This window comes from Nonomuraea turcica (assembly GCF_030718205.1).
Taxonomy (GTDB): domain Bacteria; phylum Actinomycetota; class Actinomycetes; order Streptosporangiales; family Streptosporangiaceae; genus Nonomuraea.
Genome location: NZ_JAUZQF010000031.1, coordinates 18379 through 43023, shown reverse-complemented (window position 1 = coordinate 43023; position 24645 = coordinate 18379). Strand labels below are relative to the sequence as shown.

At 68.7% G+C, this 24645-nt stretch carries 20 protein-coding genes and 1 pseudogene; 8 read left to right on the top strand and 13 right to left on the bottom strand.

The annotated features are described in order from the left end of the window. Nucleotides 1–45: 45 nt before the first annotated feature. Nucleotides 46–504 carry a single-stranded DNA-binding protein gene (locus Q9G87_RS50705; protein WP_305923874.1) on the bottom strand — a complete coding sequence of 153 codons (459 nt, stop codon included), beginning with the start codon at nucleotides 502–504 and terminating at the stop codon, nucleotides 46–48. A 185-nt stretch (nucleotides 505–689) separates the two neighbouring features. On the opposite strand from Q9G87_RS50705, the pseudogene Q9G87_RS61080 reads away from it, so the two are divergent. After that, a pseudogene (locus Q9G87_RS61080) lies at nucleotides 690–1013 on the top strand (recombinase family protein); the annotation flags it as partial. On the opposite strand, the gene Q9G87_RS50700 reads toward Q9G87_RS61080, so the two are convergent. The 7 genes from Q9G87_RS50700 to Q9G87_RS50670 all read right to left on the bottom strand — a co-directional run bounded on the left by Q9G87_RS50700 (nucleotide 979) and on the right by Q9G87_RS50670 (nucleotide 11790). Continuing rightward, on the bottom strand, nucleotides 979–2901 hold the full coding sequence (locus Q9G87_RS50700; protein WP_305923873.1) for a recombinase family protein: 1923 nt from the start codon (nucleotides 2899–2901) through the stop codon (nucleotides 979–981). The pseudogene Q9G87_RS61080 and the gene Q9G87_RS50700 overlap by 35 nt on opposite strands. Before the next feature lie 194 nt (nucleotides 2902–3095). Continuing rightward, nucleotides 3096–3521 (bottom strand): GIY-YIG nuclease family protein, encoded by a 426-nt coding sequence (locus Q9G87_RS50695; protein WP_305923872.1) that lies wholly within the window; start codon nucleotides 3519–3521, stop codon nucleotides 3096–3098. Further along, nucleotides 3518–5665 (bottom strand): hypothetical protein, encoded by a 2148-nt coding sequence (locus Q9G87_RS50690; RefSeq protein ID WP_305923871.1) that lies wholly within the window; start codon nucleotides 5663–5665, stop codon nucleotides 3518–3520. The genes Q9G87_RS50695 and Q9G87_RS50690 overlap by 4 nt, the downstream gene beginning before the upstream one ends. 403 nt (nucleotides 5666–6068) lie before the next feature. Beyond that, the gene (locus Q9G87_RS50685) at nucleotides 6069–6812 is read right to left on the bottom strand and encodes a Crp/Fnr family transcriptional regulator (RefSeq protein ID WP_305923870.1); all 744 of its coding nucleotides are present in this window, start codon (nucleotides 6810–6812) and stop codon (nucleotides 6069–6071) included. A 4-nt stretch (nucleotides 6813–6816) separates the two neighbouring features. Beyond that, nucleotides 6817–6996 (bottom strand): hypothetical protein, encoded by a 180-nt coding sequence (locus Q9G87_RS50680; RefSeq protein WP_305923869.1) that lies wholly within the window; start codon nucleotides 6994–6996, stop codon nucleotides 6817–6819. Between the two features lie 457 nt (nucleotides 6997–7453). Next, complete coding sequence (locus Q9G87_RS50675; protein WP_305923868.1) at nucleotides 7454–11377, bottom strand: tetratricopeptide repeat protein; 3924 nt, start codon at nucleotides 11375–11377, stop codon at nucleotides 7454–7456. Then, entirely contained in the window at nucleotides 11374–11790 is a 417-nt protein-coding gene (locus Q9G87_RS50670) for a hypothetical protein (protein WP_305923867.1), read from the bottom strand. The genes Q9G87_RS50675 and Q9G87_RS50670 overlap by 4 nt, the downstream gene beginning before the upstream one ends. Before the next feature lie 360 nt (nucleotides 11791–12150). Between Q9G87_RS50670 and Q9G87_RS50665 the strand changes: the two genes are divergently transcribed. Beyond that, on the top strand, nucleotides 12151–13158 hold the full coding sequence (locus Q9G87_RS50665) for a tyrosine-type recombinase/integrase (RefSeq protein ID WP_305923866.1): 1008 nt from the start codon (nucleotides 12151–12153) through the stop codon (nucleotides 13156–13158). A gap of 781 nt (nucleotides 13159–13939) precedes the next feature. Here Q9G87_RS50665 and Q9G87_RS50660 read toward each other — a convergent pair. From Q9G87_RS50660 to Q9G87_RS50640, 5 genes are all read right to left on the bottom strand, one after another. Beyond that, nucleotides 13940–14578, bottom strand: coding sequence for an isochorismatase family protein (locus Q9G87_RS50660; protein WP_305923865.1), 639 nt, complete (start codon nucleotides 14576–14578; stop codon nucleotides 13940–13942). 664 nt (nucleotides 14579–15242) lie between these two features. Continuing rightward, nucleotides 15243–15593, bottom strand: coding sequence for a WCX domain-containing protein (locus tag Q9G87_RS50655; protein ID WP_305923864.1), 351 nt, complete (start codon nucleotides 15591–15593; stop codon nucleotides 15243–15245). Further along, entirely contained in the window at nucleotides 15590–15952 is a 363-nt protein-coding gene (locus tag Q9G87_RS50650) for an SDR family oxidoreductase (RefSeq protein ID WP_305923863.1), read from the bottom strand. Before Q9G87_RS50650 ends, Q9G87_RS50655 begins: the two co-directional genes overlap by 4 nt. Before the next feature lie 13 nt (nucleotides 15953–15965). Further along, complete coding sequence (gene qcrB / locus Q9G87_RS50645) at nucleotides 15966–17303, bottom strand: cytochrome bc1 complex cytochrome b subunit (protein ID WP_305923862.1); 1338 nt, start codon at nucleotides 17301–17303, stop codon at nucleotides 15966–15968. A gap of 196 nt (nucleotides 17304–17499) precedes the next feature. Beyond that, nucleotides 17500–18390: a LysR family transcriptional regulator gene (locus tag Q9G87_RS50640; RefSeq protein ID WP_305923861.1), complete on the bottom strand. Its 891-nt coding sequence runs from the start codon at nucleotides 18388–18390 to the stop codon at nucleotides 17500–17502. A 117-nt stretch (nucleotides 18391–18507) separates the two neighbouring features. On the opposite strand from Q9G87_RS50640, the gene Q9G87_RS50635 reads away from it, so the two are divergent. The 6 genes from Q9G87_RS50635 to Q9G87_RS50610 all read left to right on the top strand — a co-directional run bounded on the left by Q9G87_RS50635 (nucleotide 18508) and on the right by Q9G87_RS50610 (nucleotide 24588). Continuing rightward, entirely contained in the window at nucleotides 18508–19884 is a 1377-nt protein-coding gene (locus Q9G87_RS50635) for an NAD(P)/FAD-dependent oxidoreductase (RefSeq protein WP_305923860.1), read from the top strand. Continuing rightward, on the top strand, nucleotides 19868–21613 hold the full coding sequence (locus tag Q9G87_RS50630; RefSeq protein WP_305923859.1) for an FAD-dependent oxidoreductase: 1746 nt from the start codon (nucleotides 19868–19870) through the stop codon (nucleotides 21611–21613). The genes Q9G87_RS50635 and Q9G87_RS50630 overlap by 17 nt, the downstream gene beginning before the upstream one ends. Before the next feature lie 14 nt (nucleotides 21614–21627). Next, nucleotides 21628–22467 carry an NAD(P)H-binding protein gene (locus tag Q9G87_RS50625; protein ID WP_305923858.1) on the top strand — a complete coding sequence of 280 codons (840 nt, stop codon included), beginning with the start codon at nucleotides 21628–21630 and terminating at the stop codon, nucleotides 22465–22467. A gap of 37 nt (nucleotides 22468–22504) precedes the next feature. Beyond that, nucleotides 22505–23347 carry an NAD(P)H-binding protein gene (locus tag Q9G87_RS50620; protein WP_305923857.1) on the top strand — a complete coding sequence of 281 codons (843 nt, stop codon included), beginning with the start codon at nucleotides 22505–22507 and terminating at the stop codon, nucleotides 23345–23347. 130 nt (nucleotides 23348–23477) lie between these two features. Next, nucleotides 23478–24317, top strand: coding sequence for an SDR family NAD(P)-dependent oxidoreductase (locus Q9G87_RS50615; protein WP_305923856.1), 840 nt, complete (start codon nucleotides 23478–23480; stop codon nucleotides 24315–24317). Nucleotides 24318–24405: 88 nt separating this feature from the next. Continuing rightward, complete coding sequence (locus tag Q9G87_RS50610; RefSeq protein ID WP_305923855.1) at nucleotides 24406–24588, top strand: hypothetical protein; 183 nt, start codon at nucleotides 24406–24408, stop codon at nucleotides 24586–24588. Nucleotides 24589–24645 lie beyond the last annotated feature (57 nt).

Sequence of the window (24645 nt, the reverse complement as noted above, 5' to 3'; positions counted from 1 at the left end):
CCGTCTGCAGCGGCGAGCAGACCGCCCTCAGACCGGAGCAGCGGGTCAGGCGGCCGCGGCGGCGGGCACCTCGGTGGTCGTGGGCGTACCGCCCTGCACCATCCGCGGGGAGGCGGTGCCGGCCGGTGGCCAAGCGGTCTCGGCCTCGGACACCACGTCGTAGCGCGAGCACAGCCCGATCGCGGTGGCGGTGATCTTGATCACGGCGCGCACGATCGGCTTGTTCGCACGGTCCTTGGTGTCGTAGCTACGGGCGATCAGGTCACAGCCCTGGACCACGATCACGTGTCCCTTGCGGTACGACTGGCTCGCGCGGATGGCCGCCACCCCGTAGGTCACCACCTCAACGTGCCGGGTCGGGATGTAGGCGGATCCGCCGCGGCCGGGCGTGGGCGGCCCGTTGACCTCCAGCGTCGCCGCCCACATGGCGGGTGCGTTGTTGGAGACCGGGAAGAAGCGAGGCTCGAAAGCGATCCGGCCGGTGATGCTGATCTGGATGTCCATGTGCGGCCTCCCGTGGCCTGGCGCCCCTTCTCCGGGCGCCAGCGGATGTAGCGGGGTCTGACCGGGGTCGAGAGTCCGCCTGGTGGCGGGCCCGTCCCGGCAAGGCAGAGACCGCACCGCCAGAACCGGGGCCGCAACCCGGGCGGCGCAGTGGCACCCACCCGCAAAGGCAGCAGGCCCGCGATATGAGGGCAGGGCCCGGGTTGCGGACACGGGGCGTCGGCGGTGCAGGATCGGCCTGCCGGGGAGACGGGCGCCGCCCAGGACCCACTCATCGCGGCAGAACCCAGCCGGCCGGGAACCACCCCCAGGGGGCACCGCGAGATGCGCACGGCCTGGATTCAGTCTCGATAGTTACCGGCGCTCAGGCCGCGGCCGCGCACGTACTGACCGTGGTGTCCGAGTTACGCGAGCGCGGCGTCAAGGTCGTGTCCCTGACCGAGAACTTCGACCTGGACACCGAGGAGGGCCGGTTCATGTTCGGGGTCCTCGCCGCGGCTGCAGAGTACGAACTGGGGTTGTCTGCCGAACGGCAGGCCGAGGGCATCGCCGCCGCCCAGCGTCGCCAGGCCGAGGGCCGCATGCTGCCGGGGAAAACCACATCGGCCGGCCCGGGTACCAGATCAGATCGTCCCGGCCGATGTCCGGAAACGAGCGCAGCCGCTCCATCTGATCCTCAGAGAACATCCGGGTCGACCGTACGGTTCGGGGTCTCATAGATCGTGAAGGATCGTGTCGGCGGGGTCGCCGAAGAGCGGGCCGGGGGTGGCGAGCAGCTGGTCGACGGCCTCGGTTCGGGTGTGGGCGCGGTGCACGACGGTGCGCCCGTCGGGGGCGAGGGCCTGCCAGCGGCGGCCGGAGCGGTAGACACGCCCGAGCTCGGTGTCGTCGTCGCCGTCGTGGATGTGCACGCGGTAGGAGCCATCGGGTAGGCGCGGCAGGTTGTCGGCGAGCGCGGCGGCGTCCAGCTGCGCTGGGGGGAAGGGGCTGCCGCTCGCGCGGCGGGCGAGCGCGCGGCCTGCGGGGAGTGCGGGCCTCGGGCCCGAGGTCGGGCAGGGGCGCGGGGGCGACAAGCGCGGCCAGCAGCGCGGTCACGGCCTGCACGCGGTTAGTGCTGGCCGATCCGGGCACTGGGCCGTCTGTCGTGCAGGCGACGTCACGGCCGCGATCGTCTCGCTGGAGCCAGCCGACGCAGCGGCTGCGCACGATGACGTCGGTGCGGCCGGGCACGCGGCCTTTGAGCAGGCTCCAGGACGCCAGGCCCGCCGGCGAGGTGTCGATGGTTCTGCCGCGGTCGTCGTGGAGCGGGCCGACCGTCACCACCGCGTGCTCGGCGCCGGGGATGCCCAGCGCGGCCGCCGCGTGCCGGGTGGCGAGCAGCACGTCGCGCCCGTGCGCGTCGTCGGCGGGCAGGGTGGTGACGAGCCGCCCGTCACGGTCGTGGATCTGCCAGCCGCCGGGGGCGGCGTGCACCCATCCCGCCCGTGCCCCCTCGACCAGGAGGAGAAAGTCCTCGCCGTAAAGCCGCGCCAAGTACAGGTCCGACACTGACGCACCCGCCGCAGCCGTCTGGGGTCGCTCGGAGGCTGCCGGGACGGCTGACGTGCCCTGCTCAGTGAGGACTTCGCCGGGCATCTCGGTGAGGACTTGGCGGTCGGCGGCCGCCGGTTCGCTCGGCTGTTGCCGTACCGAGCTTGGCGCCGCAGTGGTGGTCGACGTGATGGCGGCCGCGCCGGCGGGTTGACGGGCAGGGGTCTCGGCGGGCGGGGGAGCGATGTGTGTCGTGCCCTGTCCTGGTGCAGGGGCGGGTGGTTCGTCGTCTTCGAGGGCGCGATACAGGGTCGAACGGCCGACGCGGAGCTCCCGGGCGATCTGTGTGACCGACTGGCCCCGAGCTCGGCGGGCCCGGGCCATGGCGAGCACGTCCTCGGTCACCTTAACCGGGCGGCCGGCGACGCGGCCGGCGGCGCGAGCAGCGTCCAGGCCTTCCAGGGTTCGCTCCTGGATCAGGTCCCGCTCCATCTCGGCGGCCATGGCAGCGACCATGAACAGCATCTTGTCGGCGATGCTCCGCCCGTTTGGCTTGTGGATGCCGGCGCAGATGCCGGTCAGGATGTGCAGGTTGACGCCGCGCGGGGCCAGCTCGTCCTCGAGGAAGACCAGCAGCTCCTTCACGCTGCGGGCGACCCGGTCGGGCTTGGTGATGACCAGCGTGTCGCCAGGCTTCATGCTGTCCAAGGCCTTGGTGAGCTTGGGCCGGTCGGCGCGGCGGGTGGAGATGGTCTCCTCGACGATCTCGCGGCAGTCAGCCGCGTTCAGCAGCTCCAGCTGCGCCGCATGGTCCTGGGCGCGGGTGGAGATCCGGGCGTAGCCGACGCGGATCGCGTTGGGGCCCATCTGATCAATCCCTTTCGTCGCGGGCAACTTCCCCCACTGTCCCGAAACCCGTCCCGAAACTCAAAGGACTCGCACAAGATCTTTGGGACGGGTGTCAGTTCTCGTAGTCCTCTGCACTGATTGCCGAAGTCGTGTGCACACAGCCTGACGGGCTGGCCTCCCGCCGGCGGCCAGCCCGTCGATCCGGTACGCCGTTAAGCGGCGAGGGCGTGCCAGTTGTGGGCGGACGGCCACCTACGCGGCCGCATGGATTCTCGGATGCCGAGGATGTCGGCGCAGCGTCCCTCGATGACGTTGACGACGTCCTCGGGGGTGTCGTGGATGAGCTGCAGCACACGGATCTTGGTGAAGACCGCACGTCGGTCCAGATCTGCGTGGTGGCGGGCGAGTCGCCCAGTCAGGCCGTCGGCGCGGTTGGCCTGGCCGAGCCACCGCAGCCGGTGATCGGCATCGGTGATCAGGTAGATCGCGGTGACGATGTCCAATTCCTCATACCGCCACCGCTGCGCCCAGGGCACCGGCTGGAACCAGACGTGTTCCAGGTAGCGGCCACCCGCTCGGGGCAGGGCGCCCAGGCGCGGTCTGGTCAGGACCGGTCCGGCTGGCAAGAGCGCGGTCACGCCGCGTCCTCGTCGGCCGCTTCGGTAAGGAACCTCTCAGACTCCGACGCGTCGATGATCGTGGCACCGACCTGCATGTCGGCGACCGCCGACTTGAGCATGCGCAGGTCAGCCTGCGCGGCGTACAGGGCCTTGTGGAGCGCTCTGAGCTCGTCCTCCGAGACCTGGTGCAAAGGGGTGCGGCCAGCGCCGTGCGCGGCGGTGAGCAGCTCACGTGCCTCGGTCAGCACGTGGGCCATGGCCGTGGGCAGAACACTGGTGACAGCCGAGTAGAACGCGTTGCGGCTGGCTTCGTAGATCTCCGCGGCCGATGGTTCCGGCTGGTGGGGCGGCGTCGAATCGGTGTTGCTGGGCTCGCTGGTGGGCTTGGGTGTGCGTTTGGTGGTCTCGCGCGGGAACTGGTTGTCAAACCAATACTTGTCAGCGCGAGTTCCGTCGACCGGGACTCCGTCATCGTTAACCTGTCGGGGCATGTCCCCGTTCAGGGAAGCGCGCGCGAGCTCGTGCATCAGGGCGATGGTGCGGCGGGGCTGGCGCAACAGCGCCCGTCGTGCGTCGACCACGGAGCGCCGGATCCTCTTGTCGGTCAGGGTTTCCCCGTCGGTTTCCTCGGCGCCGCCGTTTTGCGCGCCGATCGACCCGCGATCCGCCTGGAGGATCTGCTGTTCGGCTAGCCAGTGAATTCCTCGGGTGGTCAGGAACTTCTCGAGCACCTGCTCGGTGATTTCGCCACCGGTACCGAGCACTTCGGTCCACGCAGGCTCGTCGGCGAGGTGTTCACCGTTCTTGATAAACGTGCTGCTGATCAGCCCGTCGAGAACGCGCGGATTCCAGCGGAACCGGTATCCCTCCCCTACTGCGGAGGAGACCATCCGCAGCCGGTGCCAGACGTGGTCCTTGGAAGTGCTGGTCCGGGCAGGTTCGCCCAGGACGCGGCGGATCGCCTTGGCCCGCTCAGGGTCGCGGGGGAAGACGACGGCGAACAGGGCGCGGTCGCGGCGGTCTCGAGCGGTGATGGCGTCCTCATCTGGGACCCGGTGAGGGTCGGGGCCCTCACTGGCCAGCCAGGCCCGTTCCTCCTCGGTGATCAGACCCTGCTTGCGAGCGTCGCGCAGCACCGCCCGCAGGTCGGAAGCGGTCTTCTCGACCAGGGTGTAGCCCAGAGGCGGCCGTCGGTGGTCGGCCCGGTTGGGTTCGAAGACGACGTTGTGGAAGTCGTCAGGGGTGCTGCTCCCGACGATGATCTGCATGCGGATGGTCGCGATCCGAGCGGCGGCGTGTGCGCGTTCGTGAAGCCGGTGCCGGGGGTCGCCGTAGGCGGCGCGCAGCGCGTCGGCGAACGCCGGCACCCACACTGCGGGGTCGGCGACCTTCGCTGGTGCCTCCCCCTCGGCCAGGACCAGGTCAAACCGGTCGACGCCGAAGACGATGTCCTTCACCGACAAGCCGTGCAGCTTCAGCCGGGCCCGGGACCGATTGGCGCCCTTGATCGCGGGGAGGTCGAGGACCCTGCGAACTCTGCTCCCGCCGAACCCGTCGGGCTCGGCGATCGTGCGCAGCAGCAGCGCGTGCAGGGTGGTCTCGTTCTGGCCGTAGATCGCCATGTCGTCCTGCAGCCGGTAGTTGCGGAAACCGTCGGCGCTGTCGAGGGCGCTGTTCATCGTGCTGATCAGCTCGCTGAGCCGAGTCCCGGGGACGGGCTGCTCGGTCGTCAGGAACGCCGCGGGCAGGCCGTCCACGCCCTTGCCGGTGACCAGCCGCGGCAGCATCTTGGTCGGGTCGACGGGATGACGAGCGGGCGAGTGGAACGCGCCGCGGATGCGTTCGTTGTGCTCGCCGGGGCTGCCGGCGAAGCCGTGCATCACGACGTCCATGATGTCCAGGCCGGTGCCCGGATCCCGCTTGATGACCTCCGGCTTCAGCCGGTACTCGAGGCCTTCCTGGCCCTTGTGGCGGGTGAGGAGGTCCTTGGGACGAACCACATAGGGCGCCAGCCCATCGGTAATCTCCCTGGGGAGCCCGGTGGCCCGGCTCAAAGCCGCCGAGAAGTTCATCGGCCAAGGGTCCTTGTCTGAACCCGGGAACGGGTTGTCCGGGACGGCCCCATCGGCGGGGTCCTGCTGAATGTCGGCCGTGTGCGTCACGGCTACCTCCGAGAAGAGGTTGAGCGCCCTCACGAGGGCGCGTAGCGGCCGCCTGGGCCTGCTGGTCCGGGCGGTGCATAGGCGCCCGGACACCCCTCGAACTTCTCGGTGTTACAGTCTCATCCGCCGCACGCGTACGCGATATGAGCGGTTGACCCGTCCGTTCATCGTCCCTCTGCCGCGACCGTGCTGGTCATTGCGGGTTCCCCCGACCGTCTAGGCCATCGGAGGTTCAAGAAGACTCCCGGCATGGAGCCGATGCTGCGTCCACGATAGATCCACCCACTGACAGATTCCCGACTCGCCGGAAACGACCCGGTAAGAGACGGCCCGCTCGGCGGTCTCCTCGGTGGTGAGCTTAGGGCGTCGTGGTTGGTCGGGACCCCCAGCGCATAAGCGACGTTTATGGCGGAGTGCCAGTGCCGGCGTCAGCAGCCGCAGCGAATCCGCGGAGCCGAGCCGGATCTGTGATCCTGATATGCCGGGGCAGCCCCGCGTTGCTGGTCAGTTCCATCTTGCGTAGGTCAGCGAGAGCGCGGACTACGGTCTTGCGTGAGTCACCGATCCAGCTTCCCAAGTCCTGCTGGGAGAGAGAAGCGCCGCTTGTCGGGACACTGATGGTGCCGTCGAGGTGGTGGATCGGGTCATTTTCTGGCCGACAGAGCTCCACGAGAAGCCCGGCCAGTCTCTGCGCAGCGGTGGGGTAATCGCGGATCGTGCGCAGCCGATCGGCCTCCTCCAACCGCCACTGCTGCATGCGATGCAGGGCACTGGAGGCGTTGGAGGCCCGACGCAAGAAGTCGACGAAGCTACGGGTGGACAGCGTCATCGCATGCAGCTCGTGGCACGTGACCGTCACCGTCTCGGCCGGCGCCGTGCCAGTCAACGCGGCCGAGAGGCCGATGAGCTCACCGGGCCCGTACAGCCGCAGCAGCACGGGACGGTCAGCCTTGATCGTGGCACCTTTGGCCCACCCGGAGCGGATGACGGTCACCTGGCTGGTGGCGGTCCCCTCCGCGACGATCACCGTGTCCTTGCCATAACGGTTCACCGAGCTACGAGCGCGTAGCGTGCTTTGCTCTTGCGGGGTGAGCATGTCCCAGAAATTCCGGAAGTTCACTGCGTGATCCGCAAGCGGGGTGGCCATCTTCTCACCACCCGTACAAGGCGAGCAGTACGGCAGGCAAGCAAGCCATCAGCGTCGCCGTCGCCGTGAGGACCCGTGCCCGGGTGCTGGCGGGGGTGGTTCGCACGATGTAGATGGCCAGCCCGATGAAGGCGAGGGTGACCAGCGCGCCGACGAGAAGGGACAGTGGACGATCAGGAGGCACGACGCTACTCCAGGGTCGATCTTCGGCTTGGGATATGGACTTTGACCAGCAGCGGCAGAACGCGGGCCCGGATGAAACGTCTGGAAGACCAAGCGCGCAGACGACTGCTAGCGCTGATCTGAACGGTATGCCTGCACCTTGACGTGCGGAAGGGAAAGCCCTGAGGGCGGGCATGCGAGAAGCCCCGGTGCTTCCAGACACCGAGGCTTTCTCACCTGGTCAGCGCCACATCCCAAGCCTTGAAATCAACGCTGTCCTGTCTCTCAGTATCTCAAAGACGGTGCGAACATCAGGGTCAGGTGACCCAATAAGTGCGTGCACTTACCTTTTCTATCCTTCGTTGTTCGGCTTGCCCGTTGGCGCGGCCGCCGCCAACCGTCCCGCACACCGCAGCATCGCCGAGCTGGGCCGCCTGTGACCCGGGCGCCGTAGGTGTGTATGCGGATGCGGGTGCATTTCACCCTGAACTGCCGGGTGTGGTGCCGTCGTCCGTGGACTGGAGATCGTCGGGTTGAGGTGAAAGCGGTGAGGTGATGGGCTCTCCACCTGCGTGATCCCCCGTTGAGGCGGTGTCGGTTGTAGTCGCGATTCGCCGGTGGATGCGGCCGAGAGCGATGAGTCTGGATGCCAGGGTGCGTTCGGCCTCGGGCAGGTGGCGAGTGTACTCGACGGCCTGGGCGTAGTTGGCCTGAGCCTGGTGCAGGCTGCCCTGTGCGGACTGCACATCGGCGATATCGGTGAGGACCGTGGCATAAGAGCGGGGGTCGCTGTCGGGAGACACGAGTCCCAGAGCGGCCTGATAGAGGCCTAGCGCGTCGGGATAAGCATCGCGGACTCCAAGCTTGCCCAGCGATTCATAGGACTGGCCCAGGCTGTGCAGCATGACGGCTTGGCTCGGTCCGGTCAGCGATGCGAGCTCGTCACGCGCCTGGTCCAGGATGGTGCGCGCCTGGGCAAGGTTTCTCCCTGCCATTAGACAGTCCCCGAACGCGATCATGGTGCTGATCAGATCGTCGCGATTGTCGCTGCGACGCTTGTACTCGACGGACTGCTCATAGTGGGTGACGGCCGCCTTGAGATCACCGGCGGCCTCGTGGGTCGAGGCGATATCGTGCAGAATCAGCCCGTAGATGCCCGGAGACTGTTCGGGATCGGTGAGATCAAGTGCCTCCTGAAAGCAAGCCAGAGCTTGCTCTAGCCAGGAAACCTTGCCCTCGTGCTGTTCCGGTTCCGGCATTGCGGCACGCCCTTCTGTCATCGGCAGGCTGGATTTCCGAGCCTGCGCTACCAGGTCTCGACCACGCTTGATGAGCTGACTTGTAAAAGTCCGCTGAGTTGCCAAGGTGTCGGGGTGGTCGGGGCCCAGCACCCGCAATTGATCCGTCAGCAACTCCTCGAACGCGGCCACGGCACCGGCCGCATCACCCATCTCACCCCGCTGGTACGCCAGGTTGCCGCGGGTGCCCAGAGCGTCGGGATGGTCGGCGCCCAGCACCCGCAACCGATCCGTCAGCAACTCCTCGAACGCGGCCACGGCACCGGCCGCATCACCAGTTGCCCCTCGCCAGTACGCCAGGTTGCTGCGGGTGCTCAGAGTGTCGGGGTGGTCGGGGCCCAGCACCCGCAATTGATCCGTCAGCAACTCCTCGTACGCGGCCACGGCACCGGCCGCATCACCGGCTGCCCCTCGCCAGTACGCCAGGTTGCTGCGGGTGCTCAGAGTGTCGGGATGGTCGGCGCCCAGCACCCGCAACCGATCCGTCAGCAACTCCTCGAACGCGGCCACGGCACCGGCCGCATCACCCATCTCACCCCGCTGGTACGCCAGGTGGCCGCGGGTGCCCAGAGCGTCGGGATGGTCGGGGCGCAGCACCCGCAATTGATCCGTCAGCAACTCCTCGTACGCGGCCACGGCACCGGCCGCATCACCGGCTTCCCCTCGCCAGTACGCCAGGTTGCCGCGGGTGCCCAGAGCGTCGGGATGGTCGGCGCCCAGCACCCGCAACCGATCCGTCAGCAACTCCTCGAACGCGGCCGCCGCACCGGCCGCATCACCCATCTCACCCCGCTGGTACGCCAGGTTGTGGCGGGCAATCAGGGTGCGAGGGTGGTCGGGGCCCAGCACCCGCAACCGATCCGTCAGCAACTCCTCGAACGCGGCCACGGCACCGGCCGCATCACCGGCTTCCCCTCGCCACCGCGCCAGGTTGCTGCGGGTGCTCAGAGTGTCGGGGTGGTCGGGGCCCAGCACCCGCAAATGATCCGTCAGCAACTCCTCGAACGCGGCCACGGCACCGGCCGCATCACCAGTTGCCCCTCGCCAGTACGCCAGGTTGCCGCGGGTGCTCAGAGTGTCGGGGTGGTCGGGGCCCAGCACCCGCAATTGATCCGTTAGTAGGTTCTCGAGCGTGGCAGCGGCACCCGCCGAATCGCCCGCGTTGCCCCGTGCGGTGGCTAGATCGCCGCGGGTGCTCAGGGTGTCGGGATGGTCGGCGCCCAGCACCTGCTCCCGATCGGCCAGCGTCGCCTCGTACAGCGGGATGGCCCGGCCCGGATCCCCCGCCTCGTCGTAGGCGAGGGCGAGGTTGTTGCGGGAGGCCAGGGTGTCGGGGTGGTCGGCGCCCAGCACCCGCTCCCGATCGGCCAGCGTGGCCTCATGCAGCGGGATCGCTCGCCTCAGATACCCTGACGCCCGGTAGGCGGCGGCGAGGTTGTTGCGGGAGGCCAGGGTGTCGGGGTGGTCGGCGCCCAGCACCCGCTCCCGATCGGCCAGCGTGGCCTCATGCAGCGGGATCGCTCGCCTCAGATTTCCCGCCAGTTGGTAGGCGTAGGCCAGGCTGGCACGCGTGTTCAGTACGGCGGGGTGGTCGGAGTCGTACACGCGTTGCGCCAAGGTCATACACCGCTTGAGGTAGATCAGCGCGCGGCCTATGGCCCCCTGATTCACCAAGAACAGGCCGGTATTGCGAAGCAGCTCGTGAGCATCGGCGATGTCAGCGTCGGGAGACGTGCAGCTGAACATGGCGTCGATGTGGGGCAGGAGCGCTCGCCACCGCGGCCATGAGGCTGGGTCTTCATACCCGCCGGGGCGAGCCTGCTCCAGCAACTGAGTGGCGCGGCCGCGGGCGGTGGCGATGTCGGCGGGCTTGCGGTGCGGGTCGCCTGGACGATGCTGATCTCCGGGGGTGCGGGCGACGGCTTGGACCAGCCGGTGCACGGTGACGGTGTCACCGTCGAGGGTGATCATGTTGTAGGCGGCCAGCTCGCCCAGGGCGTGCTGCACCTCCGGCGGCTCGTCGTGTAGGCCGTCCAGCAGGGTGCGAGGGATCGGCTCGGCGCCGTACCAGGCCAGGATGCGCAGCAGCTGCCCGGCCAGCGGGGTGTCGGCCAGCTGGTCCAGAGTGAGGCGCCAGAGGGAGGCGATGGTGCGCTCACTGTCCGTGCCGCGGGCGGTCCGGTCGTACATCACCGCCGGCTGCGCCCTCAGCAGCTCCAAGTAGCCGCGCGGGCTCAGCCGGGTCTGGTGCAGGTAGGCGCCCGCCTGCTCGATGGCCAGCGGCAGGCAGCCCAGCTCGCGCACCAGCTCCAGCACCCCGTCCATGCCCTCGGGTAATTCCTCGTTGAGGCCAGCCTGGACAACTTCCGCAGAACGGCCGGCGGCGGCAATCCGGATCAGCAGGTCGACCGCCTCCCGTTCGTCCAGCACGTCCAGGCGTAACACCTGGGCGTCCAGCCGGTGCCAGCCCTCACCCAGCCGGCTGGTCACCAGCACCTGCCCGGTCAGGGTCCGCTCCAGCAACGGCCGCACATCAGCGGGATCGACGACGTTGTCGAGCACCAGCAGCCATCCTTGATGGGCGGCCAACCACGCCGTGGCCCGCTGCGCCAGCGCCTCCAATGGCACCGCCGTGGCCAGCTCCGGCTGCAAGGCGACCGCCAGAGCGGCCAGGCCCGCGTCCACCGCCGCAGCCGAATCGGCGGTGATCCACCACACCGGATTGAGCCCCGCACCATCACCTCCGGCCGTGCGCCCAGCGGCGTGCGCCCGCGCGTAGCGGGCGGCCAGCGTGGACTTGCCGACCCCGCCCAGCCCATGCACCGCAGCCACCACCACGTCCCCGCCACTGCGCAGCGCCGCCTCCAGACCCGCGAGTTCATCATCGCGCCCGACGAACACGCCGGTGTGCCGGGGCAGGTTCACCAGCCGGGGCGGCGCGGCCACCTCGATGACCGGCCGCAGCGCCTCATCCGGCAGCACCACCTCGTTGATGGTCTGGTCACGGCCGGCCTGATACGTCCGGGCGTACCCGACGGCCGTGGCCTGCATCCGTACCTGCGGCTGCTGGTGCTCGGGATCGCTCGACGACGGTGGGACGCTCATTTCTCGTTGATGGTCTGGTCGCGCCCGGCCTGATAGGTCCGGCCGTGCCCGCTGGCTTTCGCCTTCATCACCAGCGAACCGATGCGCGCCTGGTCGGCCGGCTCCAGCGCCGGGGTGAGCACCTCGTCCAGCACCCGCTGGATCTCTGCCGCCAGGGACGGGTCGGCGCGCAGCAGCTGCTGCAGCCGCATCTGCCAGGCCCCGGCCAGGGCCTGCTCGGTGTCGGCGTCACTGTCCCTGCGAGCCTCGAGCACCTGCCCGCGCACCTCGACCAGTTCCGCCTCGACAGCTTCGGCCTGCTCGGGGCGGACCTTACGCCACAACGCGACCACGCCAGTGCGGGCCGACTGCCAGGCATCGGTGGCCATGGCCGTCACCAGCGCTGTGCCCGCAGCCAAAACGATCGGATCCACGTTGATCCCCTCACGCCTGTCAGCCCCCGCCATATTGCGGGTAAGCACTGCTACTCAGCCGCCTTCGACGGTTCGATCGCGACAACTATCGCTCAAGGCTGGGCCAGGGCTCACCGGGGCATCGCGGACGACCATGAACCCGTTACCGCAAGTTCTCAAGGGCACGTGGGGTGGTGCGCTCATGTTGAGTAGGCGTCCGACGGACCAATCCCAAGATCGGGCCTTATCGCGATCTTCTTGGCTCGCCCGCGGCCGCCCGAAGTTCCCCTGCGGAGCGGATGCCCCTAACCGCCTTTCGTGGAACCGCTACAAAACGGACACGCCTAGAGATCAACTTCGCTGGAAGCCAAGATCACTGGTGTGAGGCCTCTCGTACCCCATAATGACTCTTATGGTGTACGAGCTCGACGAGATCGATGTGCCCCGGCCGATGCTGCCGCTGCAGCCCCGGCTGAGCGCCACCCGGCTCGCCGCCGCGCCGGTCGCCGAGCGGCACGCCTCATCACCGCCGCGGTCGTCGCGCTGCCCGGCCTCGGCCCCCTCAACCTGGGCGACCGCTACGGCGTCCGCCGGCTGACCGCCGTCTGGCTGCAGACCCGGCCCTCGCCCGCCACCACCGCCGCCTACCACGGCGACCTGATGGGTTTCCTGCGCTGGTGCGAGCGCCGCGTCGACCCGCTGAGCACCTACCGCAGCGACGTCGAGGAGTACGCCGCCGCGCTCGCCGAGCGGTACACCGCCTCCACCGTGGCGCGGAAGCTGGCTGCGCTGTCCTCCTGGTTCGGCTACCTGATCGACCACGACGCCGCCGCCCGCAACCCCCTCGCCGGACTGAAACGGCCCGCCGTCGACCGCGACCACAGCGCCACCGTCAGCCTGTCCCGCACCGAGGCGGCCGCCTTCCTGGCCGCCGCCGGCGCAGATCCGCGCCCCGTGCGGCTGCGCACCGCCGCGCTGCTCGGGCTGCTGCTCACCGACGGGCTGCGGGTGGCGGAGGTGTGCGCAGCCGACATGGCCGATCTCGGCTACCGGCGCGGCTACCGCACCCTCACCGTCGTCCGCAAGGGCGGCAAGAAGCGCAGCTACCCGCTCGCCCCACCGATCGCCGCCGCCCTCGAGGACTACCTGACCGATCGCGCCGATCGCGCCGGGACCACCCGCGAGCAGCTGGCCGGGCCGTTGTTCGTCACCGAGCCCTCCGGCCCGCACCCCGGCGGCCGCCGGATGGACCGCTGGGCGATCACCAAGCTGATTCGCCGCATAGCCCGCGACGCCCGCATCCCCGCCGCCGCCCGGCTGTCCCCGCACGGCCTGCGGCACACCTTCGCCACCCTCGCCCAGTTTGGACGCCGGCGCCGCGCTGCGTGACGTCCAGGACGCCATGGGCCACGCTGACCCGCGCCTACGACCGTGCCCGGCACAATCTGGACCGCCATCCAGCCCCCCGCGTCCTGGCCTACCTGGACGGGCACTAGCGCCGGCGCCCGGATCAACGACTGGCGACCCGGGGCAGAGCCGATCAGCCGGTGGAAGAACCTGATCCCGGCCGCGAGGCAGGCCGTCCGTATGGACAGCAGTTCTCTCTTGGTAGTGCCGAACGTACGGACCTCTTGAGCGCGGCGCTTGGGGTTCTTGTCGCTGGGCACCCGTATACACGCATCCACCTGGCCCTTGGCGACGTCCAGCCCGCATACCCGGCCCAGGTACAGTGGCTCGTCCTCAACATCCTCCACGTGGCCTCACTCCTGATCGGGGGTACGGAGCACGCCGCCCGGGGTACCGGGGCGAGCGGAAAATCTGGCCCGCGTGCACGTAGCGACAAGGAACAGCCCTAGAAAGATCGGTACCCGGCGTCAGACTCAAGGACGGGCTCTACCGCGCCAAGTTCACTCGACGTCGCAGGCGGCGCGCCCGACCATCGTGACGCAGAAGTCTGGCACCACCACGACGATCGCCGAAACCGATCGAACCTCGCAGCCGGACCCTTCGGGTATGGCGGGTCAGCACCGCATTTTCACGCCGGAACCGGCGTCAGGCAGCGATACAAAGACTCAAGGGATATTGCACAGATAACGATCGGCCCGGGAGTGCATGGTGGCCGACAGTTCACCGTCGGCCACCATGTGCGGTGGTGCTCGGATCTAAGTGCCTACTCGGCCTTGTCCGCGAACTCGCGGACATTCGTGGTGAGCGCGTTCTGATGCCGCCACGAACGCAGGTGTTCGTAGATCACCTTGGCGAACCCCGGCGCGGTCTTCTCCTCGGTCCAGGAACGCTGCAGCTCGGACCCGATGGCCAGCCAGTTCGTCGGGATCACCCCGGCCTGGATCAACCGCAGGACGGCCAGGTCGTGCGTCTCCCTGGTGGTGGCGGCGGAGGCGTCCATCACCCCGTACACCTCGTAGCCGCGGTCGAGGGCGGTCAGGGCCGTCTGCGCCAGGCAGACATCGGTCTGAATGCCCGCCATGATCAGCCGCTTCCGCCCGGTCGCCTCGATCGCGGCGGAGAAACCCTTGTCGTAGAAGGCGTCGAAGCCTTCGGTGCGGTGGTGGACGGGCGTGTCGCCTAGGGCTTCGGCGACCTCCGGGTACAGCGGCCCGGCAGGCGAGTCGTCGTATCCCGCCGTGACGACCAGCGGCATGTCGAAGGCCTTCGCGATCTGCGCCAGGGCGACCGCGCCGTCGATGGTCTCCTCGAGGGTGTGCGACCGGATCAGGTTGGAGAAGCCGACCTCGTGGTCGATCAGGACGATCGCACTGTTCTCCGGAGCCAGTGGTGTGCGTGCCATTGTTTGTCTTCCCTTCGTTGACAGCGGGGGCCTGTAGGTGCGGGCGTCCTCGCCACTCGAAGGTGGGAATGTTACGGCCGTCCCGCGCAGGCACACTCAGGCTCCCCGGTCCTGCGCTGCGGCCGCATCGGCGAACCTCACCTATAAGCGTCGCCTACGTCGCCTAGCTACCATCGATTTCCCAGGTGCAGTTGGCGAGAAGGCCCTTTCTCGGCCGGCTCCGGATACAAGAGCGTGCCTCCCTATGCTTATTGATCATGAAGCCCGTCTCACGCCATCGCCCCGAAACCCGTCCAGAAACTCAAGGACTGAACCAAGATTTTCGGGATGGGTGTCAGTTTCCGAAGTCGAGTGCACAAAAGTGCGAAGTGGTCTGCACGCCCACTGGGCGCGCAGACCACTTCGGTGGTGTTGTCCCGGCTAAGCGGTGGGTGATCCACCAGAACAGCAGGCCGAGGCCGGCACCGGCGGCGTGGGTGGTACCGCCCGAGGGCGATACCGACGGTGCGGCGGAAACGGCGGATGCCGGCAGAGCCGCGTCGCGGCGAGGCCGGGGCCTGGCCCTACGGGGCACCGGGGTGTCGGTGTTCGTCATGCCCGCATCAGATCCAACCCGTGGGTCTGCAAGTTGCGCTGAAATGCTCCGCCCAGGGGAGTGGCAGTCCTACCGATCGTCGGTGTCAGCGGTGTAGCGGGCGGCGACCTCGGCCGCCTTGCGGGCCAGCGCCTGGCGGAGCTCGGCCGGGGCGAGGACTTCGGCGTCGGTGCCGAAGGCCAGCAGTGCCTCGGCGGCGGTCAGGGAGCGGAAGCGCAGTTCGACATGCACCCGCTCCGGTTGGCCGTCGGCGTCCGGCGAGAGTTCGGCGGGAGGTGGCCCAGCCAGGTCGGCTTCGTGGATGCGCAGGAACTTGGCCTGATACAGGTTGACCCGGTTGATCTGCTTGATGCGGGCGATCCTTCCAACCGTGGCCTTGGTCATGGCTGGACCGCTGGCCTCATCTGTGATCAGAGTCATCGCCGGCCTCCGAACGCCGCCGCGCGGTGGGCGGCCCACTGAGCGTAGGTGAAAGCCGGCCGCCCGGTGACGGTCGAGGACGAGAGCAGCACGACATGCTGCAGGTCCGACAGCCGGGCGGCCTCGAGGAAGGCGTCGAGCCCGGTGAAGACCGGGAACAGGAACGCCCGCTCCAAACCGTCCAGCGCCTCCGACAGGGTGTCCGGCTGGGTGAGGTCGCCGGGCACGACCTCGGCCTGCTCGGGGAAGAATCGGTTGCCGGGGGTACGGGTGACGGCGCGGACCTTGTCACCGGCGTCGAGCAGCTGGGTGACGACGTGGGATCCGACGTTTCCGGTGGCGCCGTTGACAAGAATCATGGGTTGGTTCTCCTCAGGGTTGGCTTGCAGGGATTCGTCCCTGCGCGGGGGATGCGGTAATCGTCTCGGCGTACCCGCCACTGGGCGAGCGGCGGATGATGCCGGTCTCGATGCCGTGCGCGCGTTCTTCCCGCTCGTGCGCTTGCAGGGCCAGGCACAGGCGTCGGGTGACCTCGAAGGTCACGACGGGACCGGCGAGTACCGCGATGCGGAAGAACCAGGTCACCGCGAAGAGCGACAGGTCGAACTGGTGGGCGATCTGGTCGTTGGCCGCCGCCGCCCACAGCAGGCCGAAGAAAGTCATGCCCGCCGCGCCGAGCCCGGTCCTGACAGCCGCCTCGCGGGGCCGGTCCAGGACGTGGTGGAGCGTACGGTCACCGGTGAGCCTGCGTTCGATGAGCGGATATGCCGCCAGGACGGTGAAGAAGGCGCCCGGCACGATGAGAGCGGGGATGAGGATCGACAAGGTGAGCGGGTGGCCGAAGACGACGGGTTCCCAGGCGGGCATGATGCGCAGGGCGCCGTCCAGGAAGCCCATGTACCAGTCGGGTACGGCTCCCGAGCTGGTGATGCTCGGGTTGGCCGGGCCGTACAGCCAGATGGGGTTGATCTGCCCGACGGTGCCCAGCAGTGTGAGCACGGCGCAGGTGGCGAAGAACAACGCCAGCGAGCTGAGCGGCGGCACCGCGGTGGCGGCCGGATAGTGGGTACGACCGTGCCTCTGCAGCAGCCAGCGTCTGGCCACCAGCAGCTCGTACATGAGCACCGGGACGATCAGCACGTGCAGCCAGTAGAACAGTGCGATGACCTGATCACCGGGGACGGCGCCACCGAACAGCAGACCGGTCAGGTAGGTACCGATGAGCGGGATGGACTGGGTGACGCCCTGGATCAGCACGAGGCTGCCGCCCGACAGCATGTCGTCGGGCAGGATGCCACCGGTCACGCCCGCGGCGATCGCCAGGAGGAACAGGCCGACCCAGATCAGCCAGTTCAGGCCGCGGGGGCGGCGGAAGGCGCCGGTGAAGAACAGCCGCAGCAGGTGCAGGCAGATGGCGGCGACGAGGATCAGCGTGGCCCAGTGGTGGATCTGCCGCATCAGCAGACCTCCGCGTACCTCCAGGCTGATCTCCATCGTGGAGTCGAAGGCGCGGCTGACCGGCACACCGCGCAGCGGAATGTAGGCGCCCTGGTAGATCACCTGGGTCGTATCGGGGTCATACAGGAAGGCCAGGAAGACCCCGGTGATGATCAGCACGATCAGGCTGTGGATCGCGATCTGGCCGAACAGGAACGACCAGTGGTCCGTCCGGCCGCCCGGCCGCGACAGCCGTACAAGCAGGCCCTTCATGCGTGGACCAGTGGCTGCGGTCGGGCGTACTGCTCCGCGTCCGGTTCGATGATGTCGCCGGCGAAGTCACGGCGAAGGGTTTCCATCGTCGATTTCATGCCGCCAATCGTGGGATTCCGCGGCCGTGAGGATCAACGATGGATCACGTCATGCTCCGGTAACCCTGACTTACTGCCGACAGCCGAGTTCTGCTCCATCAGCTCTTGAGACTTCCGAGGTCATGTGCGACCCGTGCGAGGGACCTGATGAGTTCGTTGTCGGTCTCGCTGCTGCGCCACACCATGCCGTACAGCAGTGCGCCCATGTCCTTGACGGGCAGATAGGCGATGTCCGGCCGTACCCAGTAGCGGGTCATGTGGGCGGGGAAGAGGGTGACGATCTCCGCCATGCTGGTCCGGGTGAGGGCATCCTCCGTGTCTCGCACGAAAGGGCCACGTTCGATCATGCGACCGCGGCGGGTCTGGCGCGGCGCGAAGGTGTCGAACCAGTAGTCAGGCCCGGTTTCGGTGTCGGGGTGCTGGAAATCGGCGACCATGTCCAGCGAGACCGACGTCCGCTGGGCGAGCTCGTGGTCTGCGGAGACGGCCAGCACCCGGGGGTCGGCGAACAGGACCGGTCCCACGGTGAGGTCGGGCTCTTCCACCGGTAGCCACGTGACAAGGACGTCGATGTCTCCGCGGCGCAGCACGGCGAAGGCGTCATTGAATCGGACGCTCTGGATGTGCAGCCGCCACTGTGGATGGCGAGCACGGAAGGAGTCCCAATAGGGGCGCAGGTCGTGGGCGTTGGCGGGAAGCATGCCGACGCGGAGCACGCCGGTGACGCCTTGGGCGGCCAGTTGGGCGCGCCGCACACTGTCATTGAGCCCGGCGTACAGGGGTAGGAGGTCATCTCTGAGCTGCTCGCCGATCCGCGTCAGCCGTACGGTCCGGCTGGTCCGGTAGAACAGGTCGGCGCCGATCTTCCGCTCCTGCTGCTTGATCACCTGACTGACCCGCGCGTGGGTGATATGTAAGCGCTCGGCGGTTCGCCCGAAGTGCAACTCTTCGGCGAGCGTCAGGAAGATCTCGATGTCACGAAGCTCCACGTTCGCCTTCCATCGGTAAGTCGCGCTTACCGGAGCATAGCGAACTGCGTCGTTGATCCGGATTGGCCGCAAATCCACCATTTGGAGAGCCGACATCAAGCGGACTGAGGAGAGACCATGACGCATCGACCGCGAGTCGTGATCATCGGCGGTGGGTTCGCCGGCTACAACGCCGCGCGGGTTCTGAACCGCAAGCACCGGCGGGAGATCGATGTCACCCTGCTGAACCCGACCGATTTCATGCTCTACCAGCCCTTGCTGCCGGACGTGGTGGCCGGGATCGTGCATCCGCGCCATGTCGCGGTGTCCCTGGCCGCCGCGCTGCCGTACACCCGGTTGCTGCCCGGCACCGTCACCGGCCTGGACACCGATCAGCGAGAGGTCCGTTACGTCGACTCCGAGGGCCGATCGCGGCAGGTCGGCTACGACCGGCTGATCGTCAGCGTGGGCGCGGTGAACAAGGTCCTGCCGATCGAGGGCAGCCAGACCTACAGCCACGGGTTGAAGGGTTTGCCCGAAGCTCTCTACCTGCGCGACCACATCATCCGGCAGGTCGAGCTGGCCGCCGTCGCCGACGACCCGGAGGAGCGGCGGGCCCGGCTGACCTTCGTCGTGGTCGGAGCGGGCTATACGGGCACCGAGACGGCCGCTGTCGGGCAGTTGTTCACCCGGTCTCTGCAGCGCAGGTACCGGAGCTTGGCCGGCGTGCCGGTGCGCTGGATCGTCGTGCAGTACGACGACCGCGTCCTGCCCGAACTGCGCCCTTCCCTGGGCAGAACCGCCGAGCGGGTCCTGCGCAAGCGCGGAGCCGAGCTGCGGCTGGGCACCACAGTGCGCAAGGCCGCGCCGGACGGAGTGCTGCTCAGCGATGGTGAGTTCGTCCCGGCCAGGACCATCGTCTGGACGACGGGCGTCCGTCCCGATCCGGTCATCGATGCGTTCGGCCTGCCCACGGTGGGCCGCAGGATCCAGACCGACGAGTTCATGGCGGTGAGCGGCCACCCGGAGATCTACGCAGCCGGCGACGCGGCCGCAGTGCCCGACCTGGCCGGTCCGGGCGAGATCACCCCGATGACGGGGCAGCACGCCGAACGGCACGGCGCGGCCGTGGCCCGCAACGTCGCTGCCTCACTCGGGCTGGGCCGGGGCGCCAAGCCGTACAAGCACCGCAATCTCGGTTTCCTGGTCGACCTCGGCGGCTGGCAGGCAGCGGCGGACCCGCTGGGCGTGTCGCTGTCCGGAGTGGCCGCGAAGCTGGTCACCCGGGGCTACCACCTGTACGTCATGCCGGGCAACCGGATCAGGGTCGCCGCCGACTGGCTGCTGGACGCCGTGCTGCCGCGCCAGGTCGTGCAACTCGGCCTGGTCAGAGGCGACGCCGTACCGCTCGACAACCCCGACCCCGAGCTTCCTCAGCGGGTGTACCCGCCCCGCTCGCCACAGGGTGAGGACGCCGAAGCTATCGCTGGAGACCTGTATGCCCATCACCACTGACATCCAGATCCACGCCGTCAACGTCCTGGTCATCGGGTCCGGCGCGGCCGGGCTACGGGCGGCGATCGCCGCCACCGATGCCGGTTGCGAGGTGCTCGTCGTGGGCAAGCGCGCCCGAACGGACGCCCACACCGTGCTCGCCGCCGGGGGCATCAACGCCGTGCTGGGCACCAGGGACCCCCAGGACAGCTGGCAGCAGCACTTCGCCGACACCTACAAGGAGGGCTACGGCCTCGGCGACCCCGCGATGATCGAGATCCTGGTCCGCGAGGCACCGGATGCGGTTCGCGAGCTCGCCGACTGGGGCGCCCGCTTCTCCCGGCTCCCTGACGGCCGCCTGGACCAGCGGTTCTTCGGCGCGCACACCTATCGGCGCACCTGCTTCGCCGGCGACTGGACCGGCCGTGCCGTCCTCGAGACCCTCGCGCGCAAGAGCGAGGGCATCCCGATGCGGGAACGCTTCTACGTCACGGAGCTGCTGCACGCCGACGGCGAATGCTTCGGCGCCTTCGGCTTCGACCTGGACACCGGGACCAGGACCGCGATCTACGCCGACGCCGTGGTGCTGGCCGCGGGCGGGCACACCCGGATGTGGCGGCGCAGTTCCTCACGCCGCGACGAGAACACCGGCGACGGCATGAGCCTGGCCCTGCGCGCCGGCTGCCGACTGGCCGACCTGGAGCTGGTGCAGTTCCACCCCTCCGGCATGACCCATCCAGAAGAGATCGCCGGCACCCTGGTCACCGAGGCGGTGCGCGGCGAGGGCGGACGGCTCTACAACGCCAACGGCGAACGCTTCATGGCCGCCTACGATCCCGAACGCCTGGAACTCTCCACTCGCGACCGGGTCGCTCTGGCCTGCTACACCGAGATCACCGAAGGCAGGGGCGGACCGCACGGCGGGATATTCCTTGACATCTCCCATCAGGACAAGGCCCTGATCCTGGAACGGCTGCCACGCATGTACCGCCAGTTCCTGGACCACCAGCTGCTCGACATCTCCACCACCCCCATGGAGGTCGCCCCCACCGCCCACTACTCCATGGGCGGCGTGGTCGTCGACGCCGAGACCACAGCCACCGACCTGACCGGCCTGTACGCCGCCGGCGAGGTCACCGCCGGCGTCCACGGCGCCAACCGCCTCGGCGGCAACTCCCTGGCCGAGACCATCGTCTTCGGCCGCCGCGCCGGCCAGGCGGCAGCCGCCTGGGCCAGGGACCGGACCACCATCAACCGTCCCGCCGCCGTCGTGGCCGCCGCCAACGAACGGCTCGCCTCGCTGATCAAGCGGGGCGCCGAGTTCGCCCGTCCGCTCCAGCGCGACCTGCGCGACCTCATGTGGGAGCGCTGTGGCGTGGTCCGCGACGAGGACGGGCTGAAGCAGGCGCTGCTCGGCATAGAGGCTCTGACCGAACAGGCACAGCAGGTGGATGTGTCCCCCACCGCCGAAGGCCACGAGGACCTCGCCCACCTGCTCGACCTGCAGGCATCGCTGCTCGTGGCCAAGGCGACCGTTCTGGGGGCGATTGCTCGCAGGGAGACGAGGGGCTGCCACAACCGCAGCGACTACCCCGAGCTGGACGAAACGCTGACCAAGACCCTCGAAGTCTCGATGGACGAGCGCGAACTCCTGGTCGGCAGCCGCGCCCTGCTCGAACCCGCCCCCGAGCTCGCCCGCCTGGCCGCGCTCACCCCCGACCTCGACCCGACGGGTCGACTCACCGAATAAAGGAGATCTCCACCATGATCCTGGTAACCGGCGCCACCGGAAACGTCGGATCCCACGTCGTCACCCAGCTGCTCGACGCCGGCGAGAAGATCCGCGTCATCACCCGCAACCCCGGCGGCCATTCCTTCCCCGAGCAAGTCGAGGTCGTGCCCGGCGACCTCACCCAGCCGGACACCCTGTCGGAGGCGCTGGACAGCGTGGAGCGGGCATTCCTGTTCCCCGTCTTCACCGGGCTCGACGCCTTCCTCGACGCGGCCCGGCTGTCCGACCTGCAGCACGTCGTCCTGCTGTCCTCCGCGGCGGTCACGTACCCGACACCTTCGTGGATCGGCGAACAGCACCTGAGCCTGGAGCAGGCCGTCGCCGCCTCCGGGCTGGCGTGGACATTCGTCCGCCCCGGCTACTTCGCGACCAATGACCTGGCCTGGGCGCCGCAGATCAAGGCCGGCGACGTCGTCCGCGGCGTGTACGGCAACGCCGCCGTGGCCCCGGTCGACCCGCGCGACATCGCCGCCGTGTCCGTCCGGGCACTCCTCGATGAGCGCGTGGGCGAGTCCTTCCTGCTCAGCGGGCCGCAGTCGCTGACGGGGATCGACCGGGTGCGGATCATCGCCGAGACGATCGGGCGGCCGCTGCGCTTCGAGGAACTGCCTCACGAGCTGTTCCGGGAGCAGATGCTCCACCACGGTATGCCTGCCCCCGCGATCGACGACATGATCGCCGGGCTCGCCGAATGGGACGGCAAGACCGCACCGGTCCTGCCGACGATCGAGGAGGTCACCGGGCGGGCGGCCTTCACCTACGACCAGTGGGTCACCTCCCGCGCGCAGGACTTCGGCCCGACGCCGGCCTGACGCTGTGTCCACATATCGACCGAAAGAGACAACCGCCATGATCCTGATCACCGGAGCCAACGGCGTCGTGGGACGCCAGGTGATGAACCAGCTGCTCCAGGACGTCACCGCCGTCACCGCGGTCACCCGTAGCCCCGCCGAGGCCAAGCTCCCTGATCGCGTGAGAGCCGTCAACGGAGACCTGTTCCATCCCCAGTGGATCGAGCAGGCGCTGGAAGGAGCGGAAGCCATCCAGATCAGCCCGCGCGCCGCCGGTCCCGGCCTCGGCGACCTGCTGAAGCTGGCCGCCAAGCAAGGCGTACGGCGTGCGGTGCTGCTATCGGCCACCACCGTGGAGTATCCAGCCGGGGAAGCCCGCTTCGCCGCCCAGTTCAAGCTCGCCGAGGAGCTCGTCATGAGTTCCGGCCTGGACTGGACGGTGCTGCGCCTGGCCGACTTCGCCGCCAACGCCCTGGCCTGGGCGCCCCAGCTGAAGGCCGGCGACGTGGTGCGCGGCGCGTACGGCCAGGCCGCCACCTCCCCGATCCACGAAACCGACATCGCGGCCGTCGCCGTACAAGCCCTCCGCACCAGCGCCCACGCGGGAAAGGTCTACACGCTGACCGGGCCGCAGTCACTGGATCAGTTCGAGAAGGTGCGCCTCATCGGCGCAGCCATCGGCCGGGAGCTGTCGTTCCAGGAGCTCCCGCCCGAGCAGGTACGGCAGGGCCTGCTCGCGCAAGGGCTGCCCGAGGAGGTCCCGGCCCGCCTGCTCGGCTCCCTGGCCGACTACGCCAGCCGTCCGGGCCCCACCACCGCCACCGTGGAAGAGCTGCTGGGCCGGCCCGCACTCACCTTCGCCGACTGGGCACACGACAACGCACGCGCGTTCGGCGGCTGATCACCACCCGGTAATGCGGCCACCCCGTACTGGGGGAAGCTCACGTGGCGCAGGTCACGAGCCACACCAGAAGCGGGTTGTCGACCACGAGATGCTGGCAACCCAGCAAAACGAAGAATGGAATGAGATCATGAGCAAGGTTTGGTTCGTCACCGGTTCGTCGCGCGGTCTGGGCCGCAACTTCGTCGAGGCCGCCCTGGCTCGCGGCGACAAGGTGGCCGCGACCGCGCGGAACACCGGCAGCCTTGATGAGCTGGTCGCAGCCTACGGTGACGCGGTGCTCCCGCTGGAGCTGGAGGTGACCGACAAGGTCGCCGTCTTCGAGAGCGTGAAGCGGGCAAAGGAGCACTTCGGCCGGCTCGACGTCATCGTGAACAACGCCGGCTACGCCCAGTTCGGTGCGATCGAGGAGCTGACGGAGGAGCAACTGCGCGATCAGCTGGAGACCAACGTGTTCGGCGCGATGCGGGTCATCCAGGCCGCGCTGCCGTACTTGCGCGAGCAAGGGTCGGGGCACATCATCCAGATGTCCTCGGCGGCCGGGCTCATCGCCATGCCGCTCGGTGGCGCGTACCACGCCTCGAAGTGGGCTCTGGAGGCGCTGAACGAATCTCTTGCGGGCGAGGTTGCCGGCTTCGGCATCAAGGTGACCATGGTCGAGCCCGGCGGCTTCGCCACCAGGTCCGGCAAGAACCCGAATCCGCTCAACAACGGCTACAAGGTCGAGCCCAACCCGATCTACGACGGTCTCCGCCGGGCACTCGCTGGGGTGGCGGGCAAGCTGCCCGCCGGCGACCCGGCCGCCGCGGCTCAAGCACTCCTCAAGATTGTCGACGCCGGTAACCCGCCTCTGCGGGTGCTCTTCGGTCAGGGTTTCTACCCGATGATCCAGCAGGCCTATGCCGACCGGCTCAAGACCTGGGACGACTGGCAGGACCTTTCGGTGGAGGCGCACGGCCGGGCCGGCTGAGAATCCCGGCCCGGCTAACGACCTCGCGCACGATTAGATCGTGATCTTGGTCGGCGACCCGACGTTGGTCTCAAGCGGATGAACGAGAATGCCGTACGGGATCATGCCAGGGTGTCTAAGCCTGGCTGGGCTGTACCGCCTTTCGCATTCCGCCTTCACCGGGATCTCCCGTAAACACCTGGGTCACCTGATCGAGGAAATCGCCCCGCGCTGGACCTCGCGCCGGCAGGACGTGCTGACCGGGCGGCGCGGGCACGAGCGGCTGCGCTGAGGGCGCAGGCCCCGAGCACACTGTGGTCTTCGTCGACCGGGTGCTGGTCACGCCAAC

Excerpts from the sequence above, each read along its gene's own strand:
- Q9G87_RS50705 (WP_305923874.1), bottom strand. The coding sequence starts at position 504 with ATGGACATCCAGATCAGCATCACCGGCCGGATCGCTTTCGAGCCTCGC.
- Q9G87_RS50700 (WP_305923873.1), bottom strand. The coding sequence starts at position 2,901 with ATGGGCCCCAACGCGATCCGCGTCGGCTACGCCCGGATCTCCACCCGC.
- Q9G87_RS50685 (WP_305923870.1), bottom strand. The coding sequence starts at position 6,812 with ATGGCCACCCCGCTTGCGGATCACGCAGTGAACTTCCGGAATTTCTGG.
- Q9G87_RS50675 (WP_305923868.1), bottom strand. The coding sequence starts at position 11,377 with ATGAGCGTCCCACCGTCGTCGAGCGATCCCGAGCACCAGCAGCCGCAG.
- Q9G87_RS50660 (WP_305923865.1), bottom strand. The coding sequence starts at position 14,578 with ATGGCACGCACACCACTGGCTCCGGAGAACAGTGCGATCGTCCTGATC.
- Q9G87_RS50655 (WP_305923864.1), bottom strand. The coding sequence starts at position 15,593 with ATGACTCTGATCACAGATGAGGCCAGCGGTCCAGCCATGACCAAGGCC.
- Q9G87_RS50650 (WP_305923863.1), bottom strand. The coding sequence starts at position 15,952 with ATGATTCTTGTCAACGGCGCCACCGGAAACGTCGGATCCCACGTCGTC.
- qcrB (WP_305923862.1), bottom strand. The coding sequence starts at position 17,303 with ATGAAGGGCCTGCTTGTACGGCTGTCGCGGCCGGGCGGCCGGACGGAC.
- Q9G87_RS50635 (WP_305923860.1), top strand. The coding sequence starts at position 18,508 with ATGACGCATCGACCGCGAGTCGTGATCATCGGCGGTGGGTTCGCCGGC.
- Q9G87_RS50630 (WP_305923859.1), top strand. The coding sequence starts at position 19,868 with ATGCCCATCACCACTGACATCCAGATCCACGCCGTCAACGTCCTGGTC.
- Q9G87_RS50625 (WP_305923858.1), top strand. The coding sequence starts at position 21,628 with ATGATCCTGGTAACCGGCGCCACCGGAAACGTCGGATCCCACGTCGTC.
- Q9G87_RS50620 (WP_305923857.1), top strand. The coding sequence starts at position 22,505 with ATGATCCTGATCACCGGAGCCAACGGCGTCGTGGGACGCCAGGTGATG.
- Q9G87_RS50615 (WP_305923856.1), top strand. The coding sequence starts at position 23,478 with ATGAGCAAGGTTTGGTTCGTCACCGGTTCGTCGCGCGGTCTGGGCCGC.
- Q9G87_RS50610 (WP_305923855.1), top strand. The coding sequence starts at position 24,406 with ATGCCGTACGGGATCATGCCAGGGTGTCTAAGCCTGGCTGGGCTGTAC.